The sequence below is a fragment of the Leptolyngbya sp. PL-A3 genome, from assembly GCF_039962325.1.
Taxonomy (GTDB): domain Bacteria; phylum Cyanobacteriota; class Cyanobacteriia; order Elainellales; family Elainellaceae; genus Vacuolonema.
In genome coordinates this window covers 50113-73466 of the sequence record NZ_JAMPLB010000010.1, presented here as the reverse complement: position 1 = coordinate 73466, position 23354 = coordinate 50113, and the positions used below count along the sequence as shown (strand labels likewise).

The 23354-nt window shown below is 53.5% G+C and carries 16 protein-coding genes; 8 read left to right on the top strand and 8 right to left on the bottom strand.

Annotated features, from left to right (window positions below; genetic code table 11):
- Positions 1-957: 957 nt before the first annotated feature.
- A complete protein-coding gene (locus NDI52_RS10220; RefSeq protein ID WP_199307730.1) occupies positions 958-3624 on the top strand; it encodes an EAL domain-containing protein in 2667 nt (888 codons plus the stop codon).
- 367 nt (positions 3625-3991) lie between these two features.
- Here the strand turns inward: NDI52_RS10220 and NDI52_RS10215 are convergent, their stop codons facing one another.
- Complete coding sequence (locus NDI52_RS10215) at positions 3992-4807, bottom strand: TlyA family rRNA (cytidine-2'-O)-methyltransferase (protein WP_190770608.1); 816 nt, start codon at positions 4805-4807, stop codon at positions 3992-3994.
- Between the two features lie 210 nt (positions 4808-5017).
- Between NDI52_RS10215 and NDI52_RS10210 the strand changes: the two genes are divergently transcribed.
- Positions 5018-5929 (top strand): S1 RNA-binding domain-containing protein, encoded by a 912-nt coding sequence (locus tag NDI52_RS10210; protein ID WP_190770607.1) that lies wholly within the window; start codon positions 5018-5020, stop codon positions 5927-5929.
- Positions 5930-6071: 142 nt separating this feature from the next.
- Here NDI52_RS10210 and NDI52_RS10205 read toward each other — a convergent pair whose 3' ends face one another.
- Entirely contained in the window at positions 6072-6971 is a 900-nt protein-coding gene (locus NDI52_RS10205; protein WP_190770606.1) for an aminoglycoside phosphotransferase family protein, read from the bottom strand.
- 483 nt (positions 6972-7454) lie between these two features.
- On the opposite strand from NDI52_RS10205, the gene NDI52_RS10200 reads away from it, so the two are divergent.
- The 3 genes from NDI52_RS10200 to NDI52_RS10190 all read left to right on the top strand — a co-directional run bounded on the left by NDI52_RS10200 (position 7455) and on the right by NDI52_RS10190 (position 10258).
- Positions 7455-8402 carry a sulfurtransferase gene (locus NDI52_RS10200; RefSeq protein WP_190770605.1) on the top strand — a complete coding sequence of 316 codons (948 nt, stop codon included), beginning with the start codon at positions 7455-7457 and terminating at the stop codon, positions 8400-8402.
- Between the two features lie 56 nt (positions 8403-8458).
- Entirely contained in the window at positions 8459-8680 is a 222-nt protein-coding gene (locus tag NDI52_RS10195) for a hypothetical protein (RefSeq protein ID WP_190770604.1), read from the top strand.
- A 63-nt stretch (positions 8681-8743) separates the two neighbouring features.
- On the top strand, positions 8744-10258 hold the full coding sequence (locus NDI52_RS10190; RefSeq protein ID WP_190770603.1) for an FAD/NAD(P)-binding protein: 1515 nt from the start codon (positions 8744-8746) through the stop codon (positions 10256-10258).
- Positions 10259-10595: 337 nt separating this feature from the next.
- Here NDI52_RS10190 and NDI52_RS10185 read toward each other — a convergent pair whose 3' ends face one another.
- Together NDI52_RS10185 and recJ are read right to left on the bottom strand one after the other, a co-directional pair.
- Positions 10596-11897 carry a hypothetical protein gene (locus NDI52_RS10185; RefSeq protein WP_190789306.1) on the bottom strand — a complete coding sequence of 434 codons (1302 nt, stop codon included), beginning with the start codon at positions 11895-11897 and terminating at the stop codon, positions 10596-10598.
- Between the two features lie 92 nt (positions 11898-11989).
- Positions 11990-14188, bottom strand: coding sequence for a single-stranded-DNA-specific exonuclease RecJ (gene recJ / locus NDI52_RS10180; protein ID WP_190770601.1), 2199 nt, complete (start codon positions 14186-14188; stop codon positions 11990-11992).
- Positions 14189-14495: 307 nt separating this feature from the next.
- Between recJ and NDI52_RS10175 the strand changes: the two genes are divergently transcribed.
- The 3 genes from NDI52_RS10175 (at position 14496) to bchB (ending at position 18407) form a co-directional block, all read left to right on the top strand.
- Complete coding sequence (locus tag NDI52_RS10175; protein WP_190770600.1) at positions 14496-15203, top strand: SDR family oxidoreductase; 708 nt, start codon at positions 14496-14498, stop codon at positions 15201-15203.
- A gap of 104 nt (positions 15204-15307) precedes the next feature.
- The gene (purM, locus tag NDI52_RS10170; protein WP_190770599.1) at positions 15308-16333 is read left to right on the top strand and encodes a phosphoribosylformylglycinamidine cyclo-ligase; all 1026 of its coding nucleotides are present in this window, start codon (positions 15308-15310) and stop codon (positions 16331-16333) included.
- Between the two features lie 547 nt (positions 16334-16880).
- Positions 16881-18407 carry a ferredoxin:protochlorophyllide reductase (ATP-dependent) subunit B gene (bchB, locus tag NDI52_RS10165; protein WP_190770598.1) on the top strand — a complete coding sequence of 509 codons (1527 nt, stop codon included), beginning with the start codon at positions 16881-16883 and terminating at the stop codon, positions 18405-18407.
- A gap of 68 nt (positions 18408-18475) precedes the next feature.
- Here bchB and NDI52_RS10160 read toward each other — a convergent pair whose 3' ends face one another.
- The 4 genes from NDI52_RS10160 to NDI52_RS10145 form a co-directional block, all read right to left on the bottom strand.
- Positions 18476-19450, bottom strand: a complete 975-nt coding sequence (locus NDI52_RS10160) for an alpha/beta hydrolase (RefSeq protein WP_190770597.1) — start codon at positions 19448-19450, stop codon at positions 18476-18478.
- A 408-nt stretch (positions 19451-19858) separates the two neighbouring features.
- The gene (locus tag NDI52_RS10155; protein WP_190770596.1) at positions 19859-20590 is read right to left on the bottom strand and encodes a hypothetical protein; all 732 of its coding nucleotides are present in this window, start codon (positions 20588-20590) and stop codon (positions 19859-19861) included.
- Positions 20572-22125 carry an NAD(P)H-hydrate dehydratase gene (locus NDI52_RS10150; RefSeq protein WP_190770672.1) on the bottom strand — a complete coding sequence of 518 codons (1554 nt, stop codon included), beginning with the start codon at positions 22123-22125 and terminating at the stop codon, positions 20572-20574. Before NDI52_RS10150 ends, NDI52_RS10155 begins: the two co-directional genes overlap by 19 nt.
- 150 nt (positions 22126-22275) lie before the next feature.
- Entirely contained in the window at positions 22276-23229 is a 954-nt protein-coding gene (locus tag NDI52_RS10145) for a hypothetical protein (protein WP_190770595.1), read from the bottom strand.
- Positions 23230-23354: the final 125 nt, after the last annotated feature.

The following is a 23354-nucleotide window of genomic DNA, read 5'->3' as shown; positions in this document are numbered from 1 at the left end:
CCAAAGTCTTGAGGATCACAAATAAAACAACCTGTCATTCTTGTTGTGGGAGTGGTGACAAAATCACCACTCCCACAACAAGAATGACGAAGATGATCTTTTACGTTACCTTTCTAGTTTCCCTGTAATAGAAGAAAAGCTTAGGGTAGCTATAAGTTGGTTATCAAAGTTGGGTTCTTCAATATAGCGCTGTGCACGTTGATTAAGTACGGTGGTGTGGGGCACGAAGTGCCCCACACCACCGTTGCTGTACTTAACGCACTTGCACATTGCTATAGATTCATAAGCTTTCCAAAAGCTAGAAACAACATTTTCTATTCTTCGGTAGTTGACTCAATCAATTAGCATAAACCCCGAAAAACTGTTCCTACGGCTGTGCGGTGGGAACAGTTTTTCGAGGTTTATGTTAATTAATCTGAGAAGCGGTTTGAAAACCCCCGGGAAAAGACCATTTTGGTGTGTGCTCTGCGTACGCCAAAACGGGCACTCGGGCCTATCCTGAACTGAGGTTGATTACCATTACTGACCGATTTTGGTTTTGGAGGCTTATTTGAAACAATTACTTTTTGATCCTCAGGGTAAAAACTAACCGTTTGAGTACCTACTTTATACAGCCTCTGAATATCGGTGGAGTAAGGCATCTTTTTACTCCATCTCTGGGAATACTTAATTCAAGGTTACCTAAGTTAATTGTAGAAATGATTCTGTACCTTGAAAGGATAGACAGGCGTTAGACAAAATTGCCTTGTCAGCAAAAAATTGGGTGTGTCTCAAGCGTGTAAATAAAGATCAACAATTGTAAAGTTTGTTGTAAATGCTTCTACAAAGTTCAGTTTGTTTATCGTTTTCAAGGCGGGTTCCTACGGACTATTGTCCTACTTAGGAGCTGGCTGAAATTCAAATTTTCTTCAAAGTTATCTTCTAGTCTCTTATTACATTTGTTGTGAGAAAACTACCTTGGCTCACACCCCTTCCCCCCATGAACACCTGCTCCATAATATTGCGAGCCGGATTCGCCAATCTTTAGAATTGCCTGAAATTTTAAGAACTGCTTCTCAAGAAATCCGGCAATTTCTAAACATTGATCGTGTCAAAATTTATCGCTTCGATGCAGATGGCTCAGGGCAGGTTGTTGCCGAAGCGCTCTGCCCTGATCGGCTGCCTTCTCTCCTCCATCTACACTTTCCCGCCGAGGATATTCCACCTCAGGCCCGCCAGCTCTTTGTACAGGCTCAGCAACGGGTTATTACGGATGTGGCCGCTCAGCGCCGGTTAACTTACAGTTTTGATCCAACCCACCCGGAAGGCCGAGCCCAAGAAAAAGACGTACGCTACAGCCCGGTTGATCCATGCCACCTGGAATACTTGCAGGCGATGGGGGTCAAGGCTTCTGTTATTCTGCCTATCTTGCATCAGCAGCGATTATGGGGGTTGCTGGCGATTCATCATAGTGAACCCCGTCATTTTGCGGAGCCCGACTTACAGGTGGTGCAGTTACTGGTCGATCAAATTTCAATTGCGATCGCCCAGGCTGAGTTGCTGGCTCAAGCCCGTCATCAAGCCTTTCAGGAAAGCACCCTGAATAAAATCAGTGGGTTACTTCACTGCCCACTATCGCCGGAAGAAGCCCGCCAGTGTGTGTTAGAGGCTGCGGTCAATGCGTTAGGTGGTTCCGGAGGACGGCTCTACATTATTCCTGAGTCTTCAGAGTCTCGGGGGCAAGTGTATCTGCATGGGGAACAACCTCATATCGCGCGGTTAGAGGAGGAGCCCCAGTGGCAGAGTTTAATGCACTATTCCAGCAGCTCCCTGACACGCATGAGCCTGGTGGAGGCGATCGCCTCCTGGCAGACCAGTCAGTCGCCCTTGATACAGGGGAGCGACCTGGAGCCTCTGTCCGTGCAGAAATTTCGGTCCGTTTCCCTGGCAGAACTGCAGCGAAGCCCTCAACTCAAGACCCTGGCTCAGGGGTTTGCTGCCTCTAAAATTCGTTCCTTATTGATGGTGCCGCTGGAATTTCAGGGGCAGTTCATGGGATATTTCACAATCTTCCGTAACGGTTACGACCAGGAGATTTTGTGGGCCGGTAAGCGTTATCCTAACGAGCGACATCAAAGACCCTGTGCATCCTTTGATGCTTGGCTGGAGGTGCGCCGTGACCAAGCGCCTGAGTGGACCTTGGAAGAACGTCGCCTAGCTCAGGCCATTGGGACGCACTTATATATGGCCGTGATGCAGCGGCGAGTGGAGAGCCTGATGCGCTATCAAGCCTCCCATGATTCCCTGACGGAGTTGCCCAATCGGCTCATGTTTGGGGAGCGGCTGGCGCTGGCCTTGGCGGATGCCCAGTACCGGGATGAAATGCTTGGGGTTGCCTTTTTAGATCTCGATCGCTTTAAGACGATCAATGACACTCTCGGCCATGCGACGGGAGATGAGCTGCTGAAGCTGGTGGCTCAACGACTACGGCGAGGGCTGCGAAGTTGTGATGCGATCGCCCGTTGGGGTGGCGACGAGTTCACCTTGATGTTGCCCCATCTAACCTCCGCGGAGGATATCAGCAAGCTGGCCCAGCAGGTTCTAGACAATCTGGTAGATCCCTTCTCTCTGGATGGTCAGGAGTTTTATGTCACCGCTAGCCTGGGGATTGCTCTGGCTCCCTATGATGGTCAGGATGTGGAAACCCTACTGAAGCACGCTGACATGGCGATGTACCAGGCCAAACAGCAGGGCAAAAATAACTTCCAACTGTATTACGAGAAAATTCACAAACGTACCCTAGAGCACCTGACGCTGGAGAGCGATCTGCACAAAGCGTTGAGCCGCAATGAATTTTTGCTGTTCTATCAACCCCAAATTCAGCTTCAAACCTGTACTGTGGGTGGTTTAGAAGCACTGCTGCGCTGGAATCATCCAAAGTTAGGGTTTGTGCCTCCCTCACAATTTATTCCCCTGGCAGAAGAAACGGGGCTGATTAACCCGATTGGCGATTGGGTGCTGCACGAAGCCTGCCGACAACATCAGGTATGGCGATCGCTCGGCCTCCCGCCTATTCGCATCGCAGTCAACCTGTCAGCGAAACAATTCCAGCAGGCCAATCTGGTCAACAAAATCCTGACGATTTTAGAGGAAACGGGTATGGAGCCGCGTTATCTCGAAATTGAAATTACTGAAAGTGCTGCTATGCGGGATGTGCAATTTACCATTGCTACACTGCAACTGCTTCAGGAATTAGGTATTCAAATTGCTCTAGATGACTTCGGTACGGGTTATTCTTCGCTCAACGCCATTAAGCATTTCCCGTTGAATACGCTGAAGATCGATCAGAGCTTTGTGCGGGAGGCCTGTCATGACTCCAGTGATGCGGCGATCGCCCGCACCATTGCCGCTCTTGCTAAAGGGCTCAAGCTCAAAACTGTGGCCGAAGGCGTCGAAACCCAGCAACAACTTAATTTCCTACACGCGATCGGTTGCGATGGGGCCCAAGGGTTCCTGTTTGGAAAACCTAATCCCGCCGATCGCATCCCTGATGTGCTGGGGCTTCATTCATCTTTCTGCCTGAGCCTGGGTAATTCGAAGGAGGTGCATAGCACCCCACTAGAAGCACAACAACTGAACCCTTGATGAAACCAGGTTTTGTAAAAGCAATAGGTTACTCCCGCCGCTTTTGCAAAACCTATGAACCGAATTGCGATCGCAGTTCCGTGAAACGCTTTCAATCCAAAGGTTTTTGCCTATAACCTACCGCGATAAAAAGTTCAGGACTTCGCCCTTATAGCAATGTGCAAGTGCGTTAAGTACAGCAACGGTGATGTGGGGCACTTCGTGCCCCACATCACCGTACTTAACCAACGTGCACAGCGCTATATGTTGTGTGGGGTGTGCGAAGCACACCCCACACAACATAAGGGCTCTAAATTTTGAAAAGCTACGCAAGCCAGCTTTTCAAAGCTAAACTTTCTGGTTCTGAGTGCGTAGCGCTATACACGGGCTAATTCTCGGTAAGCTGCTGTCGAGCTTGTTTGGTTAGCTCTAAAATTTCCTGCAACGTGGGTGGAGGGGTGAGAGAATTCATGCGCAGCCACAGCAGGTATTCGATGTTGCCAGCGGGGCCGAGCAACGGTGACCAGGTAAGGCCACAGTAACCCCAGCCCAGGTTAATAGCAGATTGGAGAACCTGGGCGATCGCCTCGGCCTGATCTTTCGCCTCCCGTACAACACCCTTTTTGCCGACCTTCTCTCGCCCTACCTCAAACTGGGGTTTGACCAGCAACACCACTTCGCGAGGTGCCTGGAGCAGGCCCCAGAGGGCAGGCATTACCTTGGTTAGCGAGATAAATGACACATCAGCAACGCCCAAATCGGGGAGGGGAGCGTCGCCGTACAGATCTTCGGCGGTGAGGTGGCGCAGGTTGGTGCGCTCCCGTAAGATGACGCGGGGGTCTTGGCGCAGGCTCCAGGCAACCTGGCCGTAGCCGACATCTACCCCATAGATTTGGGCAGCACCATTTTGTAGGAGGCAGTCAGTAAAGCCGCCCGTGGAGATTCCAGCATCCAGAGCAATGCGTTCGGCTACAGCAATGTCAAAAGCTTCGAGAGCTCGGGCGAGTTTTTCGCCACCTCGGGAGACGTAGGGCGATCGCTGCTTGACCGTAATATTGGCTGCTAAATCAATTTCAGTGCCGGGTTTATCGATCACCTGCTGGTTGACCTGCACTTCGCCCGCCCGGATCAGGCGTTGGGCCTGTTGTCGGGAATCGGCGAGCGATCGCTCTACCATCAGCATATCGAGGCGTTGTCGCGGCACAGGCAATCCATGGGTAAATAGGGCAGATTCGGGTGTGTTTTAGAACTGGCTAGAAAGGTTGATTTTTGGGTGCATGAGGCGCACAAAAAAATAACTTTTAAAACAGACCCTAAGGGATGTGTTGGCATATCCATCCCACAGGTATTTTAGAACCCTCTCTGGTGAGTTAGATTAGGAGTTCAGACTTATTGCTGCTCATGGGAGGTCCGCGTGTCCTTTTCCTCTGACGATTTTGCCAAAGCCCTGGAACAACAGCTCTACGACTTCAGCAAAGGGCAAGTCGTGCGGGGGCGGCCCTTTAGCTACGAGTCCGACGGGGTGTATGTCGATATTGGTGGTAAATCTGCGGCGTTTTTGCCCGCTAGTGAAGCCGGATTGCGGCAGACGACCGATCTGTCTCAGCTAGTTCCCCTCAACGAAGAACGAGAGTTTCTGATTGTCCGCGATCAGGATGCTGATGGTCAGGTGACTCTGTCAATCCGCCAACTAGAGCTACGGAGCCTGTGGAAGCGCCTGGCAGAGATGCAAGACACCAAGGAAACCATTTCGGTGCGGGTCAGTGGTGTTAACAAGGGCGGGGTGACGGTCGATGCAGATGGATTGCGGGGCTTTATCCCGCGATCGCACCTGGTCGAGCGCGAAAACCCCGAAGCTCTGATTGGTCGAGCGATGACAGTTAGCGTTCTGGAAGCTAATTCCAGTACTCGTAAGCTGGTGCTGTCGCAACGAAATGCGTCTCAGGCCGCTAGCTTTGGCCGCTTGCACGAAGGCCAGCTCATTTCTGGCAAGATTTCGGGAATTCGGCCTTTTGGGGTGTTTGTTGATTTTGATGGCAGTTCGGGGCTGCTCCACGTCAACCAGATCAGCAAAAATTATGTGAGTTCGGTGGAGACGGTATTCAAAGCTGGACAGCCGATTAAAGCGATCATTTTGGAAATCGACGATATCAAGCGGCGCATTTCCCTGTCGACGAAGCAGCTAGAGAGCTATCCCGGCGAAATGCTGGATAACTTTGATGCGTTGATGGCAGAAGCAGAATCCCGGATGGAGAAGCTGAATCAATCGAAACCCAGCGCTCCCGCCGAGGTTGCAGAACCAGCAGATGAGGCTGAGGCCGAATAGGGTTGCAGATACGACGGATGAATTGCCAGGGTTAGTGACTGGATGCGAGACACCCGGGGTTTTTAGAAACCTCGGGTGTCTGAGCTTTTGCTATCCAAGAAGCGCAGGTGTCTATTGGCTTGAGTTGTCTTACGATCGCCGTTTATGAGGGGCGATCGCTCCCCTGATACCGATCGCGCAACCATTGCAGTCGGCGTTCAATGCGTGGTAGCCGCTCAGGGTTGGGATGTTCGCGGTACAAAATAATTGACCAAACCAGAGCCACCAAGGTGCGGGCTTCAATGCAGAGATCGAGAGCCTCTGGGTCAAAAGAACCATAGCCTTGAAGGGCGGCTTCAGCTTTGTCCTGATCGACGCCGAAGACGTGAGGCGCGGCAACCAGGGAGGCTAAATCCCATTCAATTGGGCCGATGAAGGCATCTTCCCAATCCGTCCACAAAACTCCATCTGACGTGTTCAGGACATTGCCTGAATGCGGGTCACCATGAAGGGGTTGCATGGACAAGTTTTGCAGACGAGGTTCTAGAGATTGGCTCACCTCCACAAGGAGAGCGGCATCGGCTTCAGCAAACGTTGATTCTGCAATTAGTCTGGTTAAAATTTCGTGGCCTTCTCGGATGAGAGCGAGGTAGGGTAGTTCTCCTGGGAAGTGCTTCAGAGCGGTATGGCATTGCCGTAAAGCCTGCCCTGCTTGGGTGGGGTCAAACGGTTCGGGTAAAACCTGCACAAATTTCCAAAAGCTGAGGATAAAGCCATCGTGATAGTGTGGCCCGGGCTTGAGGAGGGTAGTGGGAGGAATGATAGGAGCCTCGTGGGTCATTAGATGTTGGGCGATCGCCACTTCACGGGTGAACCACGCATCACCCTGACGAATGGTGCTCGTGGAGCCCATTACCCGGGCAACGACTGGTGTTGGGGAGAGGTGGGCGATGATGTTGCTCTGGTTTTGCAGGGTGATTGCCCGCTCGAATTGCAACCCCTGGTTACGGGCGATCGCGCTAGCTGCATCCAATGCCCTTTGCAATCGCGCATTCTGGCTCATGCGGTGTTTACCCTTCGTGCGTTACCTCACCAATTTTGGCAGAACGGATGAGGACGTAGTTTTGTTGACATCATGGGAGAGTAAGAGGACATCTTGCACCCTCCAGTAAAGATAGGAAAACGGGTTAGCCCTGAAAGCTTTATGGCAGTGGCATTGCATGCAATGTCATTGCCATAAAGCTTTCAGGGCTAAAAACTGTGCCAACGCATAATGCAGACTCGTAGACCCAAATAGGGGCTTAGGTTCGTTTCGATAGTGATCCCAGTGCAAATTGTATCTGTCCGAATTGCAATTGTATTTGAATACAAGTAAGATGCATTGTTAACGCTGGAAAACTTCACGGACTAGGCGATGGGTGATGTCTCCACCCTCGCCCTCCTTCCTGCTTTTGCGGCCTATGGGTCCACAAATTTTTTAGCAAAGGTGTCAGAATCTCACCTCTGCTCGCATTCATCCCCTAACAAGTCCAAGCAAACTCACTCTATGAATATCCGTTGGAAGCGCTGGATTTCTCAGCTCACGGCTTTTTTTGTGTCTGTCGTTGTGGCGATCGCCCTCATCCCTGCGCTAGCGACATCGGGTCAAGCCGCAACTACTCTGGAGTACGTCAGCCCGCAGTGGCTCTCAGAGCATGCAAACGATCCGCAGCTGAGAATTCTGGACGTGCGCATGAATCCGTTGGACTACATTCAAGGCCATGTTCCGAATGCTGTTCACATTGCAGACAATACTTTCCGTGGTCCTAATGGTCGTCTGCCTATTCAGTACTGGGAGCAACAAAAGCTGCAATCCCTGTTCCGTCAGGCCGGGATTTCTGGGGATAGCCAGGTGGTTGTTTACTCCGAAGGCAACAATATCTTGGGGGCGACCATGGTGGCATACCTGCTAGAGCGCAGCGGCCACGACAAGATTGCAGTTCTGGATGGCGGCTACAAAGGTTATGAAGGGGCAGGTTTACCCCTGACTAAAGAGTTTCCGCAGTATGCGCTAGGTAACTTTGAAGTGCAGGACAACACCTCTACCCGGGTAACCCTGAATGACATTCGCCAAGCCATTGGCAACCCCAACATCACAATTATTGATCCCCGCCCACCGGCTCTGTTTTCGGGTGAGCAAAACTTGTTCATTCGCAACGGGCATATTCCTGGCGCTAAGAATATACCCTGGCCCACCTTTACGGTTGGTGAAGCCAACTTCCACCAGCTCAAGCCTCTCAATGAAATTCAGGCTCTGCTCGACCGCCGTGGAATTACTCCCGATGACGACATCATTGTTTCCTGTAGCACGGGCCGAGAAGCGACGCTGCAATACACCGTTCTGAAGCACCTTCTGGGTTATCCCAAGGTGCGCGTCTACGAAGGCTCCTGGACGGAGTACTCTGCTCAGCCTGATCTGCCGATTGAAACTGGCCTCGATCCGGAAAACGTTTAAGCCAATTTTTCTCGTGGGGTTGCCGATGAAATCCGAGTTGGCAACCCCGCCCCCCTATGGTTGCTCCCGATAGTGCTCTGGAGGTAAATGCCGTGCTGACTCCGTTGTTCTTGATAGGTGGTGTGTTGACCGTTGTTAGTATCTGTAGTCTGACATTTTGGGCTTCCCAGGAGGCGGGCTATGGCTATAGTGTGGCTCCTTCCTTGCAAGCCTGCGAACCGACGAGTTCTGACACACCCGCAAGCCCCCCCGATACTTCTGAGGCCGATCCGTCCTAACGGGTCGAGGTCTCATCCATCTGCATCGTTTTTGTTCTTTGCACTGTACCAGGGGAATTTCGCATGATGCCGTTTGAAGCGTTTGAGCAATCGACCACATCGGTGCCGACAGTCGCCATTATTGGTGGTGGATTCAGCGGTGCCATGGTTGCCATGCACCTTCTGCGAAGGGCTCGGGTACCGTTGTCGATTTACTTGATTGAGCGTCAATCCCAGGTAGGCCAGGGTGTTGCTTACAGTAGCCCCCTTGATTGTCATGTCATGAATGTGCCCGTGGGAAGCCTTCGGCTTATGGATGATGAAGATGGGACCGTGGGCGATCGCCCCGACTTCCTCACCTGGCTGCGGGAGGTTGCCGGGCTCGCCTCTGTGACGGCTGAAGATTTTGTGCCCCGCTACTGGTTTGGGCGCTATGTGCAAGCGTCACTCCAGGCCGCCATTGCCCAGCGCCATGCTAATGTGCAAATTTCTGTGATTCAAGATGAGGCGATGCAGATTTCGGTGGGTGATCGCTATGCCACCCTGCACCTACAACGGGGGCAACGGCTACGGGTCGATCGCGTCGTCCTGGCTCTAGGGAATTCTCCTCCAGCCTCACTTCCCATCGATAATCTGGCGTTTCACAACAGTGCGTCTTACATCGAGTCAGGGAGGAGTGATGCCCTGGATTCTGTATTGTCCCAACCCTCGTTGCTGCTGGCGGGTATGGGTTTAACTGCCGTGGATTGGGTAGTAGCATTGCATCAGCGAGGCTATACCGGGACGATTCATGCCCTTTCGCGGCGGGGGTTGCTACCCCAGGTGCATCGCATCTCCAGTGCAGCGCAGGCCGCCCAATCGTCAATGCGGTTGGTTGTCCCTCAGGAGGGTGAGGACACCTTGCTTGCCACATTGCCCACGACGGTGCGAGAGTTGACCCAATGGATACGGCAGCGAGTAGCGATCGCCCAATCCCTCGGCTATGACTGGCGTCCGGTCTTTGACAGTCTGCGCCCCTACACCCAATCCCTTTGGCAACACCTTCCCCTAAAGGAAAAACGGCGCTTCCTGCGGCATCTGCGCCCCTATTGGGATAGCCATCGCCATCGCGTTGCTCCCCAAGTGTATGAGGTGGTGCAATCTTTACGTCGTTCCGGTCAACTTCAGCTTCATAGAGGGCAGCTACAAACCTGTGAGAATTCGGATGCAGGGGTTGTGGTACGATTCCGTCCTCGCGGGCAAACTCATTCAGAAACCCTGACGGTCGGAGCAGTGATCAACTGTACCGGTGCTCAGACGAACTATCGGGAAATCCATCACCCGCTGATTCGCTCGCTCATGCACCAGGGGTTAATGCGCACAGATGCGCTGCGGCTAGGGCTGGATGCCGCACCCAATGGGGCTGTAAGGAATAGGAACGGAGTACCCTCCTCCTGGCTCTACACCCTCGGTACGGCCTGTCGGGGGCAGCTGTGGGAAACAACGGCGATCGCTGAAATCCGTACGCAAGCAGCGGCTCTGGCCACTACCCTGCTGCTTCCTCAGGGGGGGATTGTGCCTTCCCATGGTTCAATGATTCGCATTACCCATCCTGCCTGACCCTTTCCGGTTGCTGCCCCTTCTTAACCTTAGTTCGGGATAAGCTGAAGTGCTCATTTTGGCGTGCGCAAAGCGCACGCCAAAATGAGCGTTTTCGAGTGCCGCGCAACGCGCGGCACTCGAAAACGCCCTTAACTCGAACTCAGGTTTCTTACAGCCCCAGGTGCTTAAAACCAGGAGGATGACTACTGAAGAGGTGCATTCTGTGCACCTCTTCAGCAGTTTGTTCTGGGCGATCGCGTTTGTAGCCTTGGCCTGGATGGTTAGGACATGCAGTAGGAGCTTTGCTCCTACTGCATGTCCTAACCATCCAGGCGATATAAGAGGGCCGTCATAATTAACCGTGCCCCCGATAAACGGCTTGCAGGATGCCCAACCAATCCTCATCCCCCATCACTAAGCAGGCCAGCAGATCGTATTGCCACTCGTAAAGGGGGGCATCCTGCCCGATACGGGCGTGAAGTTTGTGGGTTTGATCAATCCAGCTAGCGGCTTCCTCGGCCTCTTCCAGTAGCCAGGTAGCGAGGGGATGCTCCCAGTCGTGAAGGAATTGCTGCATGAGGTTGCGATCGCCCCCTCCCACGAGCTGCGCTGGAACCCCAGTCATATAGAGCTGATTGTCTGGGGGAAATTCGGGGCCCTGCAAGGCTGAAACGTTCAGGGTTTCCCACTGAGGAGCTATTAGGGAGGGCAGCAGGCCAAAGGTGTACTGCTTGTTCGCTTCCAGGGAAATACCACCAATGTCAGGTGGTCGGTTGTGCTGCGTCAAAAAGTCGTAGAGTGCCTGGAAAAACGGCTGGATGATTTCACGGGCTATGACGTCGCAGAGGCGATCGCCCACCTCTGAAAAGTCTGTTTCTTGCAGAAGGATCTGCTGTTGATGTAGCAGAATTGCCTGGCTCAGGTCGTGCTGGCTGCGATCGTCCAGGCAGAACCAGACGGTAGTGCCGAGGTGATCCTTGAGCTGGCGTTCAACGTCAACAGGATCGAGGGTGCTGGAAGGCGGGGCGACGGTGGGTGGATGGCTATCCTTTCTGTGGCCCTCTGGCTTATTCTCACGAATGAAATTTGAAGTTTGGTCGGCGAGTTTTTGTTGAAGCTCGGCAATTTGCCGGTCTTTTTGAGCGAGTTGGCGTTGAGGATCGGGACGGTTTTGAAGCTGAAGGCGGAGATCCTGTAATTGTTGTTGAAGTTCGGCAATCTGGCGATTTTTGCTAGGGAGAGTAGACCCTTCCTCGGTGCGGGCTTGGAGCTGGAGGCGAAGTTCTTCGATGTGGCGACGCAGGTCAGCAATTTGGCGGTCTTTTTCGGCGATCGCCTTTTCTGCCGAAGCTCCTGCCGCCAGTTGTTGCCACAGCTCCTCCGTTTCCTGCTGGAGAGCCGCAATCTGCTGGTCTTTTTCGGCAATGACCGTCGCCTGTGACGCCTTTTGAAGCTGTTGCCCCAGTTCTTCGTTTTTCTGACGCAGGGCGAAAATCTGCTGTTCTCTCTCGGTCGTGACTGTAGCCAAGTCGGCTTGAGCCTGGTGCAAGGCTTCGAGCTGCTGGTGCAAGTGGGCGATTTCTTCGTCTTTTTGGGCGATCGCCTCCTGATGGTTCGCTGTCTCTAATAGCTGTCGTCCCGCTTGAGGTTCCGGCAACGGCGTCCCCACACTACCTGGGTCTGGGTATTGGCGACGGAAGGTTTCGATTTGCTCCTGTAGCGCGGCAATTTGCTGATCCTTTTCAGCAATTAAACTGTCTTTTTTTTTATCCAGTCCTCCTTTTCGGCCAGTTGCAGGGCATGGAGGGCTGATTGCATCAGATTTTCGTAAAAGGGCTGATTGAGGTCAACCAGTTCGGCCTCGCTACCCTGGCGGGTAAGTCGGCCAGTCGTTTGTTTCGGTGAAATGGTGAGCAAGTTGCCTTCCGCGTTGTAAATTTGCAACTCGCGGCTGTTGCCCTGAGGAACGACACGGCATTGATAACGGCGGCGGCTAAAGATAAAGGGGACGCCGGGCAATTCAGGTAGGGGTGGGGGGGAGGCAGTCTGGAGGATGGCTGAATTGACGGATGCATGCGTCGGGACGGAGGTCAGGGGGAGGGATGGCTGAACGGCACGGGAACGGGTTGGAGGTTGTAGGATGCGTTCGGGCACGTAGCCTTCGGGAAGGCGCATGCCCACGAGTTCGAGTTCTACGTTGCGGGTGCCGTTCCACTCGTTGAGGCGAAGTTTGTAGGCAATATCCAGGCGACCGGGTACTGGGCAATACTGGCCCCAGCGCCAGCCGATTGCCTTCAACGCAACGGGAGCACCATCATCTTCCACCACCATTAATTTCATATGGGCGCGGGTTTGACCCATGCACTGCTGCTCCACAACTCGTACGTTGGGTGTCCAAAAAACAGGGTCACAGTTTTCAATGCCGCAAGGTTGCAGGTGGTCAATCTGCTGGTACAGCTCCAGAGTGATGTCCTGAAGAGAGGCTTGCACATCAACATTAACCAATGGCTTCAGGTGTTCGGGTTCCAGGTGTTGGTTGGCGAAGGCAATGAGATGCCGTCGCATCTCTTCCAAATTCTCTGTTTTAAGGGAGAAGCCCCCAGCTGCTTTGTGCCCACCGAAGCGCTCCAACACAGGCGCACAAGCTTGTAGCGCGTCAAAGACGTTGAATTCAGGAATACTGCGGGCAGAACCGCGCACATGGCTGGGGTCATTCTCCTCAAAGGTTCCAATGAACACGGGTACGCCATAGCGCTCTACCAATCGGGAGGCGACGATGCCGATGACGCCATGATGCCAGCCAGGTTGTACGAGAAGGAGAACGCGATCGCTCAATAGATCCGGCTTTTCGGCCTCAATGGCGGCGATCGCCTGCTGCTCAATCAACTCACACAACCGCTGGCGCAACTGGTTAATTTCTTCGCACTGCATTGCGCGATCGAGGGCAACACCAGGGTCATCGGTTGTGAGCAGATCAATCACAATTTGCGGATCGGCCAACCGTCCGACGGCATTAATCCGGGGCCCCAGGCGAAAGCCAATGGCTTCAGGCTTCAACGCTCCATTGCCCTCATTCACTCCAGCCACCTGGCTCAAGGCTCTGACTCCCGCCAGTCTGGATTGGGGTAACAGCGCTAGCCCTCGCCGCAGCCAACGACGGTTGACCCCGGTTAACGGAGCCAGGTCAGCAATGGTGCCCAGGGTAAAGAGTTCCAGCAATGGAGCCGCGATGTCTTGCGCCTGCATAACCTGAGCCAGGGACACGGCCAGCAGGTAAGCCACACCTACCCCCGCCACGCCTCGAAATGGCGAATCAATGCGAATCAGTTTCGGGTTAAGGATGGCATCCGCGGGAGGTAGGGTCGGCGGAACGTCGTGGTGGTCGGTGATGATGACCGTGAGGCCCTGTTCTCGGGCATAGGCGACCGGATCAACGGCTGCAATGCCGTTATCCACGGTCAGGATCAACTGCACCCCATCCTGTTTAAAGTCATCTACAATGCGGCGGTTAATCCCGTAGCCTTCTTGCATCCGGCTGGGGATCGCTTGAATCACCTTGGCCCCTAAGGCCCGCAATGCCCGTAGCAGCAGGGCGGTGCTGGTCATGCCGTCAGCGTCATAGTCGCCGCAGATGCCGATGGTGCGCCTGTTGGCGATCGCCTCCTTCAACAGCTCCAAGGTCTTGGGCAGATCAGGAAACTCGTCCAGGGGGGACGGCAAAACCTGTAACTCGGGCTGCACAAAAATTTGAGCCGCTTCGGGCGTATCCATTCCTCGATTGAGCAAGACCTGCCCCAGCAACGGTTCCAGGTCTACCGCTGCGGCCAATCGCCGGGCCTGTTCAGGTTGGGCAGGGGCAATGCGCCAGCGTTGATCAGGAAGACGGCGATCGCGGCTCAGGTCAGAAGCAGGCTGTTCAGCAAAGGAGGACGAGGGAGACACAGGCATTCCGGCAGAGTGGACGGTAGGTCAATGATAATAATAGGACTCCCAACCGAGTAGTTAGCTTCAACAATTTTCGTTTTGTTTTTGTCTGGGCTTACGCATTTGTGTTGTGGGTGGGGTGCGAAGCACCCCACCCACAACACAAATGCACTACGGATAGTAGGCTTGCGTAAGTCCTGTTTGTTCTTGGGATGTGCCCTTCTAAGGTGCGTCTCAAGAACAAAAAGCAGCGGCATCTTCTACGGGAGCTGTCTTAGAATGAAGCATTCCAACTGGATGTAGAAACCCTACGCTTCAGGAGGCGCAATTTATGTCCCCCGTCGATCGGATCGCTGTTGTGACTGGGGCTAACCGTGGCATTGGTCTAGAAACGGCCCGCCAGTTAGCTCAGCATGGTATTCATGTCATCTTGACCAGTCGTGATCAGGATAATGGCATTGCGGCGGCAAAAACGCTTCAAAGCGCTGGGCTACCTGTGACGCCTCAGGTACTCGATGTCGCCAACCCAGCCAGTATCCAGTCATTGGTCGATTTTTTGACGGCAGAGTTTGGCGGTGTTGATATCCTCGTCAACAATGCGGGGGTTTATCTCGATAACGGCCTGACTGGTTTGAACGTGCCAACAGAGATTGTGCGGCAGACCCTGGAAATTAATACCTTGGCTCCCCTCCAGTTGAGTCAGGCCGTCATCCCGTTGATGCGCCAGCGGGATCGGGGCCGCATTGTCAACGTGTCATCCGGAATGGGTGCTTTGACGGATATGACCGGTAGCTCTTTGGCCTACCGCGTCTCGAAAACAGCGCTAAACGCCATCACCCGTATTCTGGCCGATGAGCTATCGGACACCAATATTTTGGTCAATTCTGTTTGCCCCGGTTGGGTAAAAACGGCGATGGGTGGGGAGAGTGCCCCCCGTAGCGTGGAGAAGGGTGCCGATACAATCGTGTGGCTGGCGATGTTGCCAGATGGGGCACCCAGTGGGTTATTTTGGCGCGATCGCGAACCCATCGCCTGGTAGTCCATTCAGCAAGGGGATTTTTCGCCCGTGTCTCGCACGAAAAATAACTTTCAGGCCACCCCAACAGGATAAAATGACATCCGGCTAAATTCCGGAATAGAGCAATGGATTATCGCGAGGCTGGGGTTGATGTAGAAGCGGGGCGTGCTTTTGTGCAGCGCATTCGCAATTTGGTGAGCCGTACCCACCGCCCAGAGGTGATGGGCGGTATTGGTGGCTTTAGTGGGCTGTTTCAATTACCGACTGGCTACCAGGAACCCGTGCTGGTATCGGGCACCGATGGCGTCGGCACCAAGCTCAAACTGGCCCAGCAACTCGATCGCCATAACACCATTGGCATCGACCTCGTCGCCATGTGTGTCAATGACGTCCTCACGTGCGGTGCAGAGCCTCTGTTCTTTCTGGATTACCTGGCTACGGGCAAGCTCAACCCTGAACAACTCGAAGGCGTTGTTGAAGGGATCAGTACGGGATGCCAGCAGGCGGGCTGCGCTCTGTTAGGGGGTGAAACGGCTGAAATGCCAGGTTTCTATCAACCTGGAGAATATGATCTCGCTGGATTTTGTGTCGGGATTGTGGAAAAGAGCCGCATTCTCGATGGTTCTCAGGTGCAAGTGGGAGATGTGGCGATCGGTCTTGCCAGTGCCGGCATCCACAGCAACGGCTACAGCCTGGTGCGGAAGATCGTAGAACTCAGTGGGCTAGGACTGGATCAAACTCCTGCCCAACTCAACGGCACATCCCTGGGTGATGCTCTCCTGGCTCCTACCCGTCTCTATGTCCAGCCCATTCTTGCCGCACTTCGGGCTAACCTTCCCATCCACGGCATGGCACACATTACGGGTGGCGGCCTCCCCGAAAACCTGCCTCGTTGCCTTGGCCCCGGCCAATCTGTACAGGTTGCTTCTGATACCTGGCCTGTCCCTCCTGTCTTCCAATGGCTTCAGGAAACGGGCTCTGTGGAGACTCTGGAAATGTTTAACACCTTCAACATGGGAATTGGCTTCGTCGTGTTGGTACCCCCGGCCAATGTCTCCACGACTCTTGAATTTTTCAAAAACCAGGGGTTGGAAGGCTGGGAAATGGGTTCTGTGATTGAAGGCTCAGGGGAATTACAGTTCACCACCTGATCCATACGTTTGTGTGGAGAAACCATTTGAGGGGCTGTGTGAAAAGTTGATTTTTCGCATGCTACACATATGAAAAATCAACCCTTAGGATCGTGTATTGAATAACCTGTAATTCTTTTTGTGGGAGGGGCGGCAAAGCCGCCCCTCTCACAAAAAGAATTACAGGTTGTTTTATTTGTGATCCTTAGCGGGCTTTTTCAAACAACCTCTCATCGATGTCCATAGGCAGATGGGGTTCAGTCAGGATTCCCCTGCCCTACGTAAACCATCATTAAGAATCCCTGCAATCTGTAACTGAACAAAGCTTTGGGGTATTTGCCTCAAAGCTTTGTTTTCTAAGGATCTCAGCTAGCTTGAAGAGGCTTTTTTGAGGGCGATCGCCCCTTCCCCTCTCTCTTCACCTTTTCCGCATCTCTGCGACAATCACAACAGTCCTTCAATCTTCCACGCGGTTCCGTGGCGGCGATCGCCGCGAAGCAACACGGAACCTCACCTCCATCTCAACCTCCCGGTCACGCAACCATCATTTGCAGGGAGATCCTCATATATGAAATTGGCTTACTGGATGTATGCCGGACCGGCGCACATCGGCACCCTCCGCATTGCCAGTTCCTTTAAGAACGTCCATGCCATCATGCACGCGCCCCTGGGCGATGACTACTTTAATGTCATGCGTTCCATGTTGGAGCGGGAACGGGACTTTACCCCCGTTACGACCAGCGTGGTGGATCGCAACGTGCTGGCTCGGGGTTCCCAGGAAAAGGTGGTCGACAACATCACTCGCAAAGATCAGGAAGAAGCGCCGGATCTGATTGTGCTGACTCCCACCTGCACCTCCAGCATTCTGCAAGAGGATTTGCAGAACTTCGTAGATCGGGCGCAGATGGACGCCAAAGGCGACGTGATGCTGGCGGATGTAAATCACTACCGCGTCAACGAACTTCAGGCCGCCGATCGCACCCTGCAACAAATCGTTCAGTTCTACATCGAGAAGGCTCGCAAGAAAGGCGAACTGCCCGAAGGCAAGACGGAGCGTCCTTCTGTCAATATCATTGGCATTTCTACCCTGGGTTTCCACAACAACCACGATCGCCGTGAACTGATTACCTTAATGCGGGATCTGGGAATTGAAATCAACGCCATCATTCCCGATGCTGCGTCTGTGCATGAGTTGAAACATTTGCCTCGTGCCTGGTTCAACCTGGTGCCCTACCGCGAACTGGGTCACATGACCACGGATTACCTCCAGCAAGAATTCGGCATGCCCTCTGTGGACATCACTCCCATGGGGATCGTGGAAACCGCTCGCTGCATCCGCGCCATCCAGAAGGTGCTGAATGAGCAAGGCGCCACGAAGGATTACGAGAGCTATATTGACGAGCAGACGCGCTTTGTCTCCCAGGCCGCCTGGTTCTCCCGCTCCATCGACTGCCAAAACCTAACGGGTAAGCGAGCTGTGGTGTTTGGTGACAACACCCATGCTGTTGCCATGACCCGCATCCTCGCTCGCGAAATGGGGATCAAGGTGGTGCTGGCAGGAACTTACTGCAAGTACGACGCCGAGTGGTTCCGGGAACAGGTAGAGGGTTATTGTGACGAGGTGCTAGTCAGCGATGACAATGCAGCCATTGCGAACGCGATCGCCCGCTTAGAACCCGCTGCCATCTTCGGTACTCAGATGGAACGCCACGTTGGCAAACGCCTGGATATTCCCTGCGGTGTGATTGCCTCTCCAGTTCACATCCAAAACTTCCCGGTGGGCTTTACTCCCTTCCTGGGCTACGAAGGCGCAAACCAGGTAGTGGATCTGGTTTACAACTCCTTCACTCTGGGCATGGAGGATCACCTACTGGAGATCTTCGGCGGTCACGACACGAAGGAAGTGATTACCAAGGAGATGTCGGAGACGACTGATCTGGCCTGGAGTAAAGATGGCCTGGTAGAGCTGAACAAGATCCCCGGTTTTGTGCGGGGTAAGGTGAAGCGCAACGTGGAGAAATTTGCGCGCGATCGCCACATCGCCCAAATTACTGCCGAAGTTCTGTACGCTGCTAAAGAAGCGGTTGGTGCATAAAAGCTGCATCTACGCAGAATAAGACACCCGGTGTTTTTGAAAACACTGGGTGTCTTCGTGATCAGCCGCTATTCGTCGACGCGAAATGTATTGCTATAGGCATCATATTTAAAGCCCCTCACGAGCTCTCCTCGACCTCCCGTAATGACCCGCTGACAGAATTGAGTAATAACCTCATTTCCCTCAATACCGAGAAAGATATCGTGGCTACTTCCAACATTCTCAGCGTCGGTAAAATCAACGTAAATTGGGCGTTCAGCGATTAATCTTTCAGCCGTGTTTCCTAAACGAGCAGGATTAATAATGTCAGATGCTTTTAGAACCGCATCACGTTCGTTAATGGTGACATAAATGCGTCTGCTATTAATCAGATCAATCCATGTGTAATGGTTTTTGTTATCTACGTCAGCCTGTTGAAAAATCACGTTGTCAAAGATTCTGGTTTCTCCCCCAAAGATGGGAGATTTAATGAACTCTTGTACGAGAAAACACCCCAGGCTATAACACATAAAGTTAAGGCGAATGCTACAACCTTCGCTGTTGACCCCTTGCGATCGCGACATCGAATTGCGTTCTTCAATATAACGTCCCAATTTTTCTAAGGTGCGATCGAGGGCCAGGCTCGATGCTCTAGCGGCTGCCCGTGCATCACGATACTCATTACTGATGAAACCTCCCTGATTGGAGGGCCAGGAAAAGGCAATGATATTGACGCCGTAGGTCTGCTCAAGCCGACGACATTCCTCTAAATTTCCCCGAAACGATTGATTGAATCCGTGAACATAGAACAACCAATCTGCTTTCAATTCCCCTGCACCAATAGCAGTAATAATACGATTAAATAATCTTTTGCTGGGAACATTCGCTTCATTCATCGCATCCGGTTCTGGCAATAATTCCACTTGCCATCGCTCGTTGCTTTCGTCATGGTTAGCGATCGCTATCCGTAGTTCATCTAAAGAAACCTCATTGGGCTTTTCCCCAAACAAATTCTCGCCAGTTTCCCCTTCATTGATGTTGCGGTTAGTAACAACGACAATCATGGTCAGTTCTCCAAAACTAGGTGGGCAATTCCTGGGCTTTGATTTAGGCTGAGGAGAATTTTCTCATCTTTTTTAGAGCATTAGTTCGGACAGTTTTTCTGAAACCCTTGATTTTGCGTACGCGAAGCGCACGCAAAATCAAGGGTTTCAGAAAAACTGTCCAGAGTATTGTTAGAGATCAGCTTTGTTCTATTTCTTTAGGCGTAGTTCGGTGATGCTGTATCTTGCACGTTTGCTATGTGATCCGGTACAGCAATCCAAGAACCGGATTAGTCCAAACTAAAGTGAATGAACTGGAATCAGATATAGTGCTATGCGCTCAGAACCAGGAAGTTTAGTTTTGAGAAACCGCACTCTGTCCGGTTTCTCAAAACTAAACTGACCTCACCGGATTACATGGGTTGTACGCTACCGCGATAGTATCTGCTCGATGACCTGGGTCAGATGTTTGGGACTACGCAAATGAATTGCTTGTAGTAGCCCTGATTTAACGATGCGGTGGGCACGTTCGTCGGTGATCTTGCCTTCCAAAGCAGTGGCGAGGACATCGGCGGTACGGCCACTACCCGCGATCGCAATGACAGGTCGTCCCTCCTCGACATTCTCGCGAGTATCCAACCAGCTCACCTCGCCGCCGTTGATGAGGAGAGTAACAGAGGGTTCGTCCTGAGCGATCGCCGTCGCAAGTCGAGCAATCCACTCAGACTCCGCCCCCCACTGGGCACCGGGAATCATCAGGAAGTGAGTGTGGTGGGGTTCTAAATAGGCCGCATCCGTGTTGGGTAGAGGTTGATCAGGCAGGGCTACCAGCCCGACCGGAGCCACGCCAAGCAGGGGAAAGGTGCCACGGGTGCGGATACGGGCGCGGCCCATCATGCGCATGATGCCTGCGTCAGTGCCGCCATCGACCACGACGGCGTTGAGGGTTTGAGCCAAGGGGGCCAGCACTTGCACAAATAGGCTGCGAAGGAGCTGCTGATCGCTGGCGCTGATCTGGCTGGCCCCGCCAATTAATACCAGCACTGGACGGGGATGTGGAATTTGCATCAACTCCAGCACGGTATCCAAAGGAGCATCTTCTGGCACCTGCATTGCCACGGCTTTCAGGCGATCGCCAAACGCTACGGTGAGAGGTTCCATTGCAGTGCTGGGATGAGAGAGTGAGCAAGGGTGACGGCATCCACCCCCAATTCCGTTCGCCGCTGGGCTGCCCATCGTGCCGCCTGGGAATGCCACCAGGTTGCGGCTTGAACGGCTCCTTCGGGTGGCATTTTCATCAGCGTAGCCTGAGCCAGCAAGCCGCTCAAGAGCCCGGTTAAGACATCACCACTGCCACCCCGCGCCAGGGCAGGAGTACTTTCAGGATTCACCCAGACTTTCCCCGATTCTGGATGGGCGATCGCCACCCGTGCCCCTTTCAGCAATACAATTGCGCCACTGCTGCGCGCCGCTGCTTGAGCCAGAGCAATCCGATCCACCCCTTCTGCCTGAGGGAACAATCGACGAAACTCTCCTAAATGTGGCGTCAGAATGGTGGGAGCCGATCGCGATCGCACCTCCCAACCCTGCCGTGCCGCCAGAATGTTCAATCCGTCGGCATCCAGTACCAGGGGGCGATCGCTCGCCAGTAAGGCTTCTATAACAGCGGTGGGATGGGGCGTAAGACCAGGGCCACAGGCGATCGTGCTGTAACGACTCAGATCTAAATCGGCGGGGAGATGGGCGATCGCTCCGTCTGTTTCTGGCAAACCGACCACCAGAGCATCGGGCACCTGAGCCACAAGCAACGGCGCGAGGGATTGCGGTACGGCCATCGTGAGCATGCCTACTCCACTGGCCCGGGCTGCTAATGCTGTCAGGATGGCGGCTCCCGGATAGGTGCGCGACCCGGCAATAAGGAGCAGGTTGCCCTGTTTGTATTTGTGCGTGTCAGCGGGACGCGGAAGGGGCAGGAGAGCGATCGCTCCTTCGTTTGTCATTCGCTCCACTTCCGGTTCGCCCACGACGGCCTGCACATCTGCCACGGGCAAACCAAAATCAACCCGCTCGACTGTCCCGATATATTCCAGCGCCGCGTCCTGCATGAACGCTCGCTTCCACAGGCCCAAACAAAACGTATGGGTTGCCCGGATAGCAATACCCAAAACCTCTCCGGTGTCTGTATGGATGCCCGAGGGAAGGTCGATGCTGAGCAGGGGCTTTTGCCAGGTGTTCAGGGTGGCGATCGCGGTAGCGATGGGGTCAGTGAGCGATCGCTCCAGCCCAAAGCCAAACAGCCCATCAATCAAAACATCACAGGTGGCTAACGCTTCAAGGGATGACGCGAATGGAATGGTGAGCGAGCGCGCATAGCGGGCATGGGCATCCGTTAATTCCTTCAACCGCTCAAAGGGGCAATAGATCTGTATGGAATATCCTTGCACGTGCAGTTCCCGCGCTACGACCAGAGCATCGCCGCCATTGTGCCCTGGCCCTACCAACACGCCAAAGGTTGTAGAGGTTGCTGGATAGAGGGCGATGATGCGTTGAGCAACCAACCCGGCTGCCTTTTCCATCAAGGCCGGCACCGGCATTCCCGCTGCAAAGACCCGCGATTCAATGGCCCGCATCTGCTCTGCGGTGACCACAAACCGGTCGAGAATTAATGGTCGGTTGAGGGCGCTTGGCCCTACCATGCCAGGGAAAATGGCCACAGTTCCTCTCTTGGTGGTTGCTAATCGTGGATAGATGTCAAAACACTATCCCATTCCACGCCGGACCTCTGCCGTTAACCAAGCTTCAACACCGATATTTGAAGGCTCAGGCGTCACGTCCACCCCAATCCGTTACCGGCGGAAGTACACTCGCGCATCCATTCCAAAGTCACGGAAATAGTTATTCCACCGTTCTGCGGCGCTACGTCCGTTGAAGGGGCCGACTCGTACATGAGGGCCGAGGGGAGAATCCCGTTCTTCCACTAACCGGGTCAAGCGAAATCCATAGGCCATCCGAACCACTTGTTCACTGATGTCCGCTAGATCCTCATCCGACGCGGGAATCACAATGTAATAATCCCGCCTTGCTTCCTGCGCATCATCTCTAGTCGATCGCTCGCCAGAGGGAGCCGGTTGGTTTTCTAAGGGAGTTAAAGGCTCAAACTCTAGTTCTTGGGGAACGACCGTTGTGGGCAGTTCTGGGATAGGGAACCCCTCGACTTGATTCAGATCCGCTTGTTGATTTAAGTCTGCTTGGGCAACGGGTTGCGGTGCAGGGGTTGCCTCCGCAACGGGAGCGGGTTGCGTCAAAGGAGCCGCAGCCACCACCCGCGATACAATGCCTCGTTCACTCAACCGTTGCACTTGCTGCGTAGCTGCGGCCTCATCACCAAACACTCCAGCCTGAATCAGCGATCGCCCTTCTATCGGTACAATCGTCGCCTCCGGTTCTACCTGCTGCACTTGAGATAACAGTAATGGGCTATCTCCATCTACCACCACAATGTAGGAGCGAATGGTCGGCATCACGGTGCCCATGGGCTGAGCGGGTGCTGCCGTGGTGGGCGGTGGTACGGAAACTGATGGTGTGGAACTCGGCACCCCATAGGGTTGAGCCGGAGGCAAGGGGGCTGGGGGTAATCCATCCACCACCTGCGCGGTGGCGGGTTTTGCCAGAGGTAGCAGGAGAGCCAGCAGGGTTAACCAGGATAGCGATCGCACCGCCAACGAAACACAGCCTGTAGGTTGAGACGCTTGCACCAACCTGCCTGAAATCACCTTAGAACCAAACCGAGGATGTACCATTTTGCCCTAAAGCTCCACACTGACTCTCAAGAGTAGCGGAATTGAAGCAAAATGTATCACGCATCTCTAGCGTCGTCACTCAAGTTTTCTGAAACTTTTCCCCATATTTGGTTGCTGCATCAGCA

Excerpts from the sequence above, each read along its gene's own strand:
- NDI52_RS10205 (WP_190770606.1), bottom strand. The coding sequence starts at position 6,971 with ATGAGCCAGAATGCGCGATTGCAAAGGGCATTGGATGCAGCTAGCGCG.
- NDI52_RS10200 (WP_190770605.1), top strand. The coding sequence starts at position 7,455 with ATGAATATCCGTTGGAAGCGCTGGATTTCTCAGCTCACGGCTTTTTTT.
- NDI52_RS10195 (WP_190770604.1), top strand. The coding sequence starts at position 8,459 with ATGGTTGCTCCCGATAGTGCTCTGGAGGTAAATGCCGTGCTGACTCCG.
- NDI52_RS10190 (WP_190770603.1), top strand. The coding sequence starts at position 8,744 with ATGATGCCGTTTGAAGCGTTTGAGCAATCGACCACATCGGTGCCGACA.
- recJ (WP_190770601.1), bottom strand. The coding sequence starts at position 14,188 with ATGCCTGTGTCTCCCTCGTCCTCCTTTGCTGAACAGCCTGCTTCTGAC.
- NDI52_RS10175 (WP_190770600.1), top strand. The coding sequence starts at position 14,496 with ATGTCCCCCGTCGATCGGATCGCTGTTGTGACTGGGGCTAACCGTGGC.
- purM (WP_190770599.1), top strand. The coding sequence starts at position 15,308 with ATGGATTATCGCGAGGCTGGGGTTGATGTAGAAGCGGGGCGTGCTTTT.
- bchB (WP_190770598.1), top strand. The coding sequence starts at position 16,881 with ATGAAATTGGCTTACTGGATGTATGCCGGACCGGCGCACATCGGCACC.
- NDI52_RS10160 (WP_190770597.1), bottom strand. The coding sequence starts at position 19,450 with ATGATTGTCGTTGTTACTAACCGCAACATCAATGAAGGGGAAACTGGC.
- NDI52_RS10155 (WP_190770596.1), bottom strand. The coding sequence starts at position 20,590 with ATGGAACCTCTCACCGTAGCGTTTGGCGATCGCCTGAAAGCCGTGGCA.
- NDI52_RS10150 (WP_190770672.1), bottom strand. The coding sequence starts at position 22,125 with ATGGTAGGGCCAAGCGCCCTCAACCGACCATTAATTCTCGACCGGTTT.
- NDI52_RS10145 (WP_190770595.1), bottom strand. The coding sequence starts at position 23,229 with ATGGTACATCCTCGGTTTGGTTCTAAGGTGATTTCAGGCAGGTTGGTG.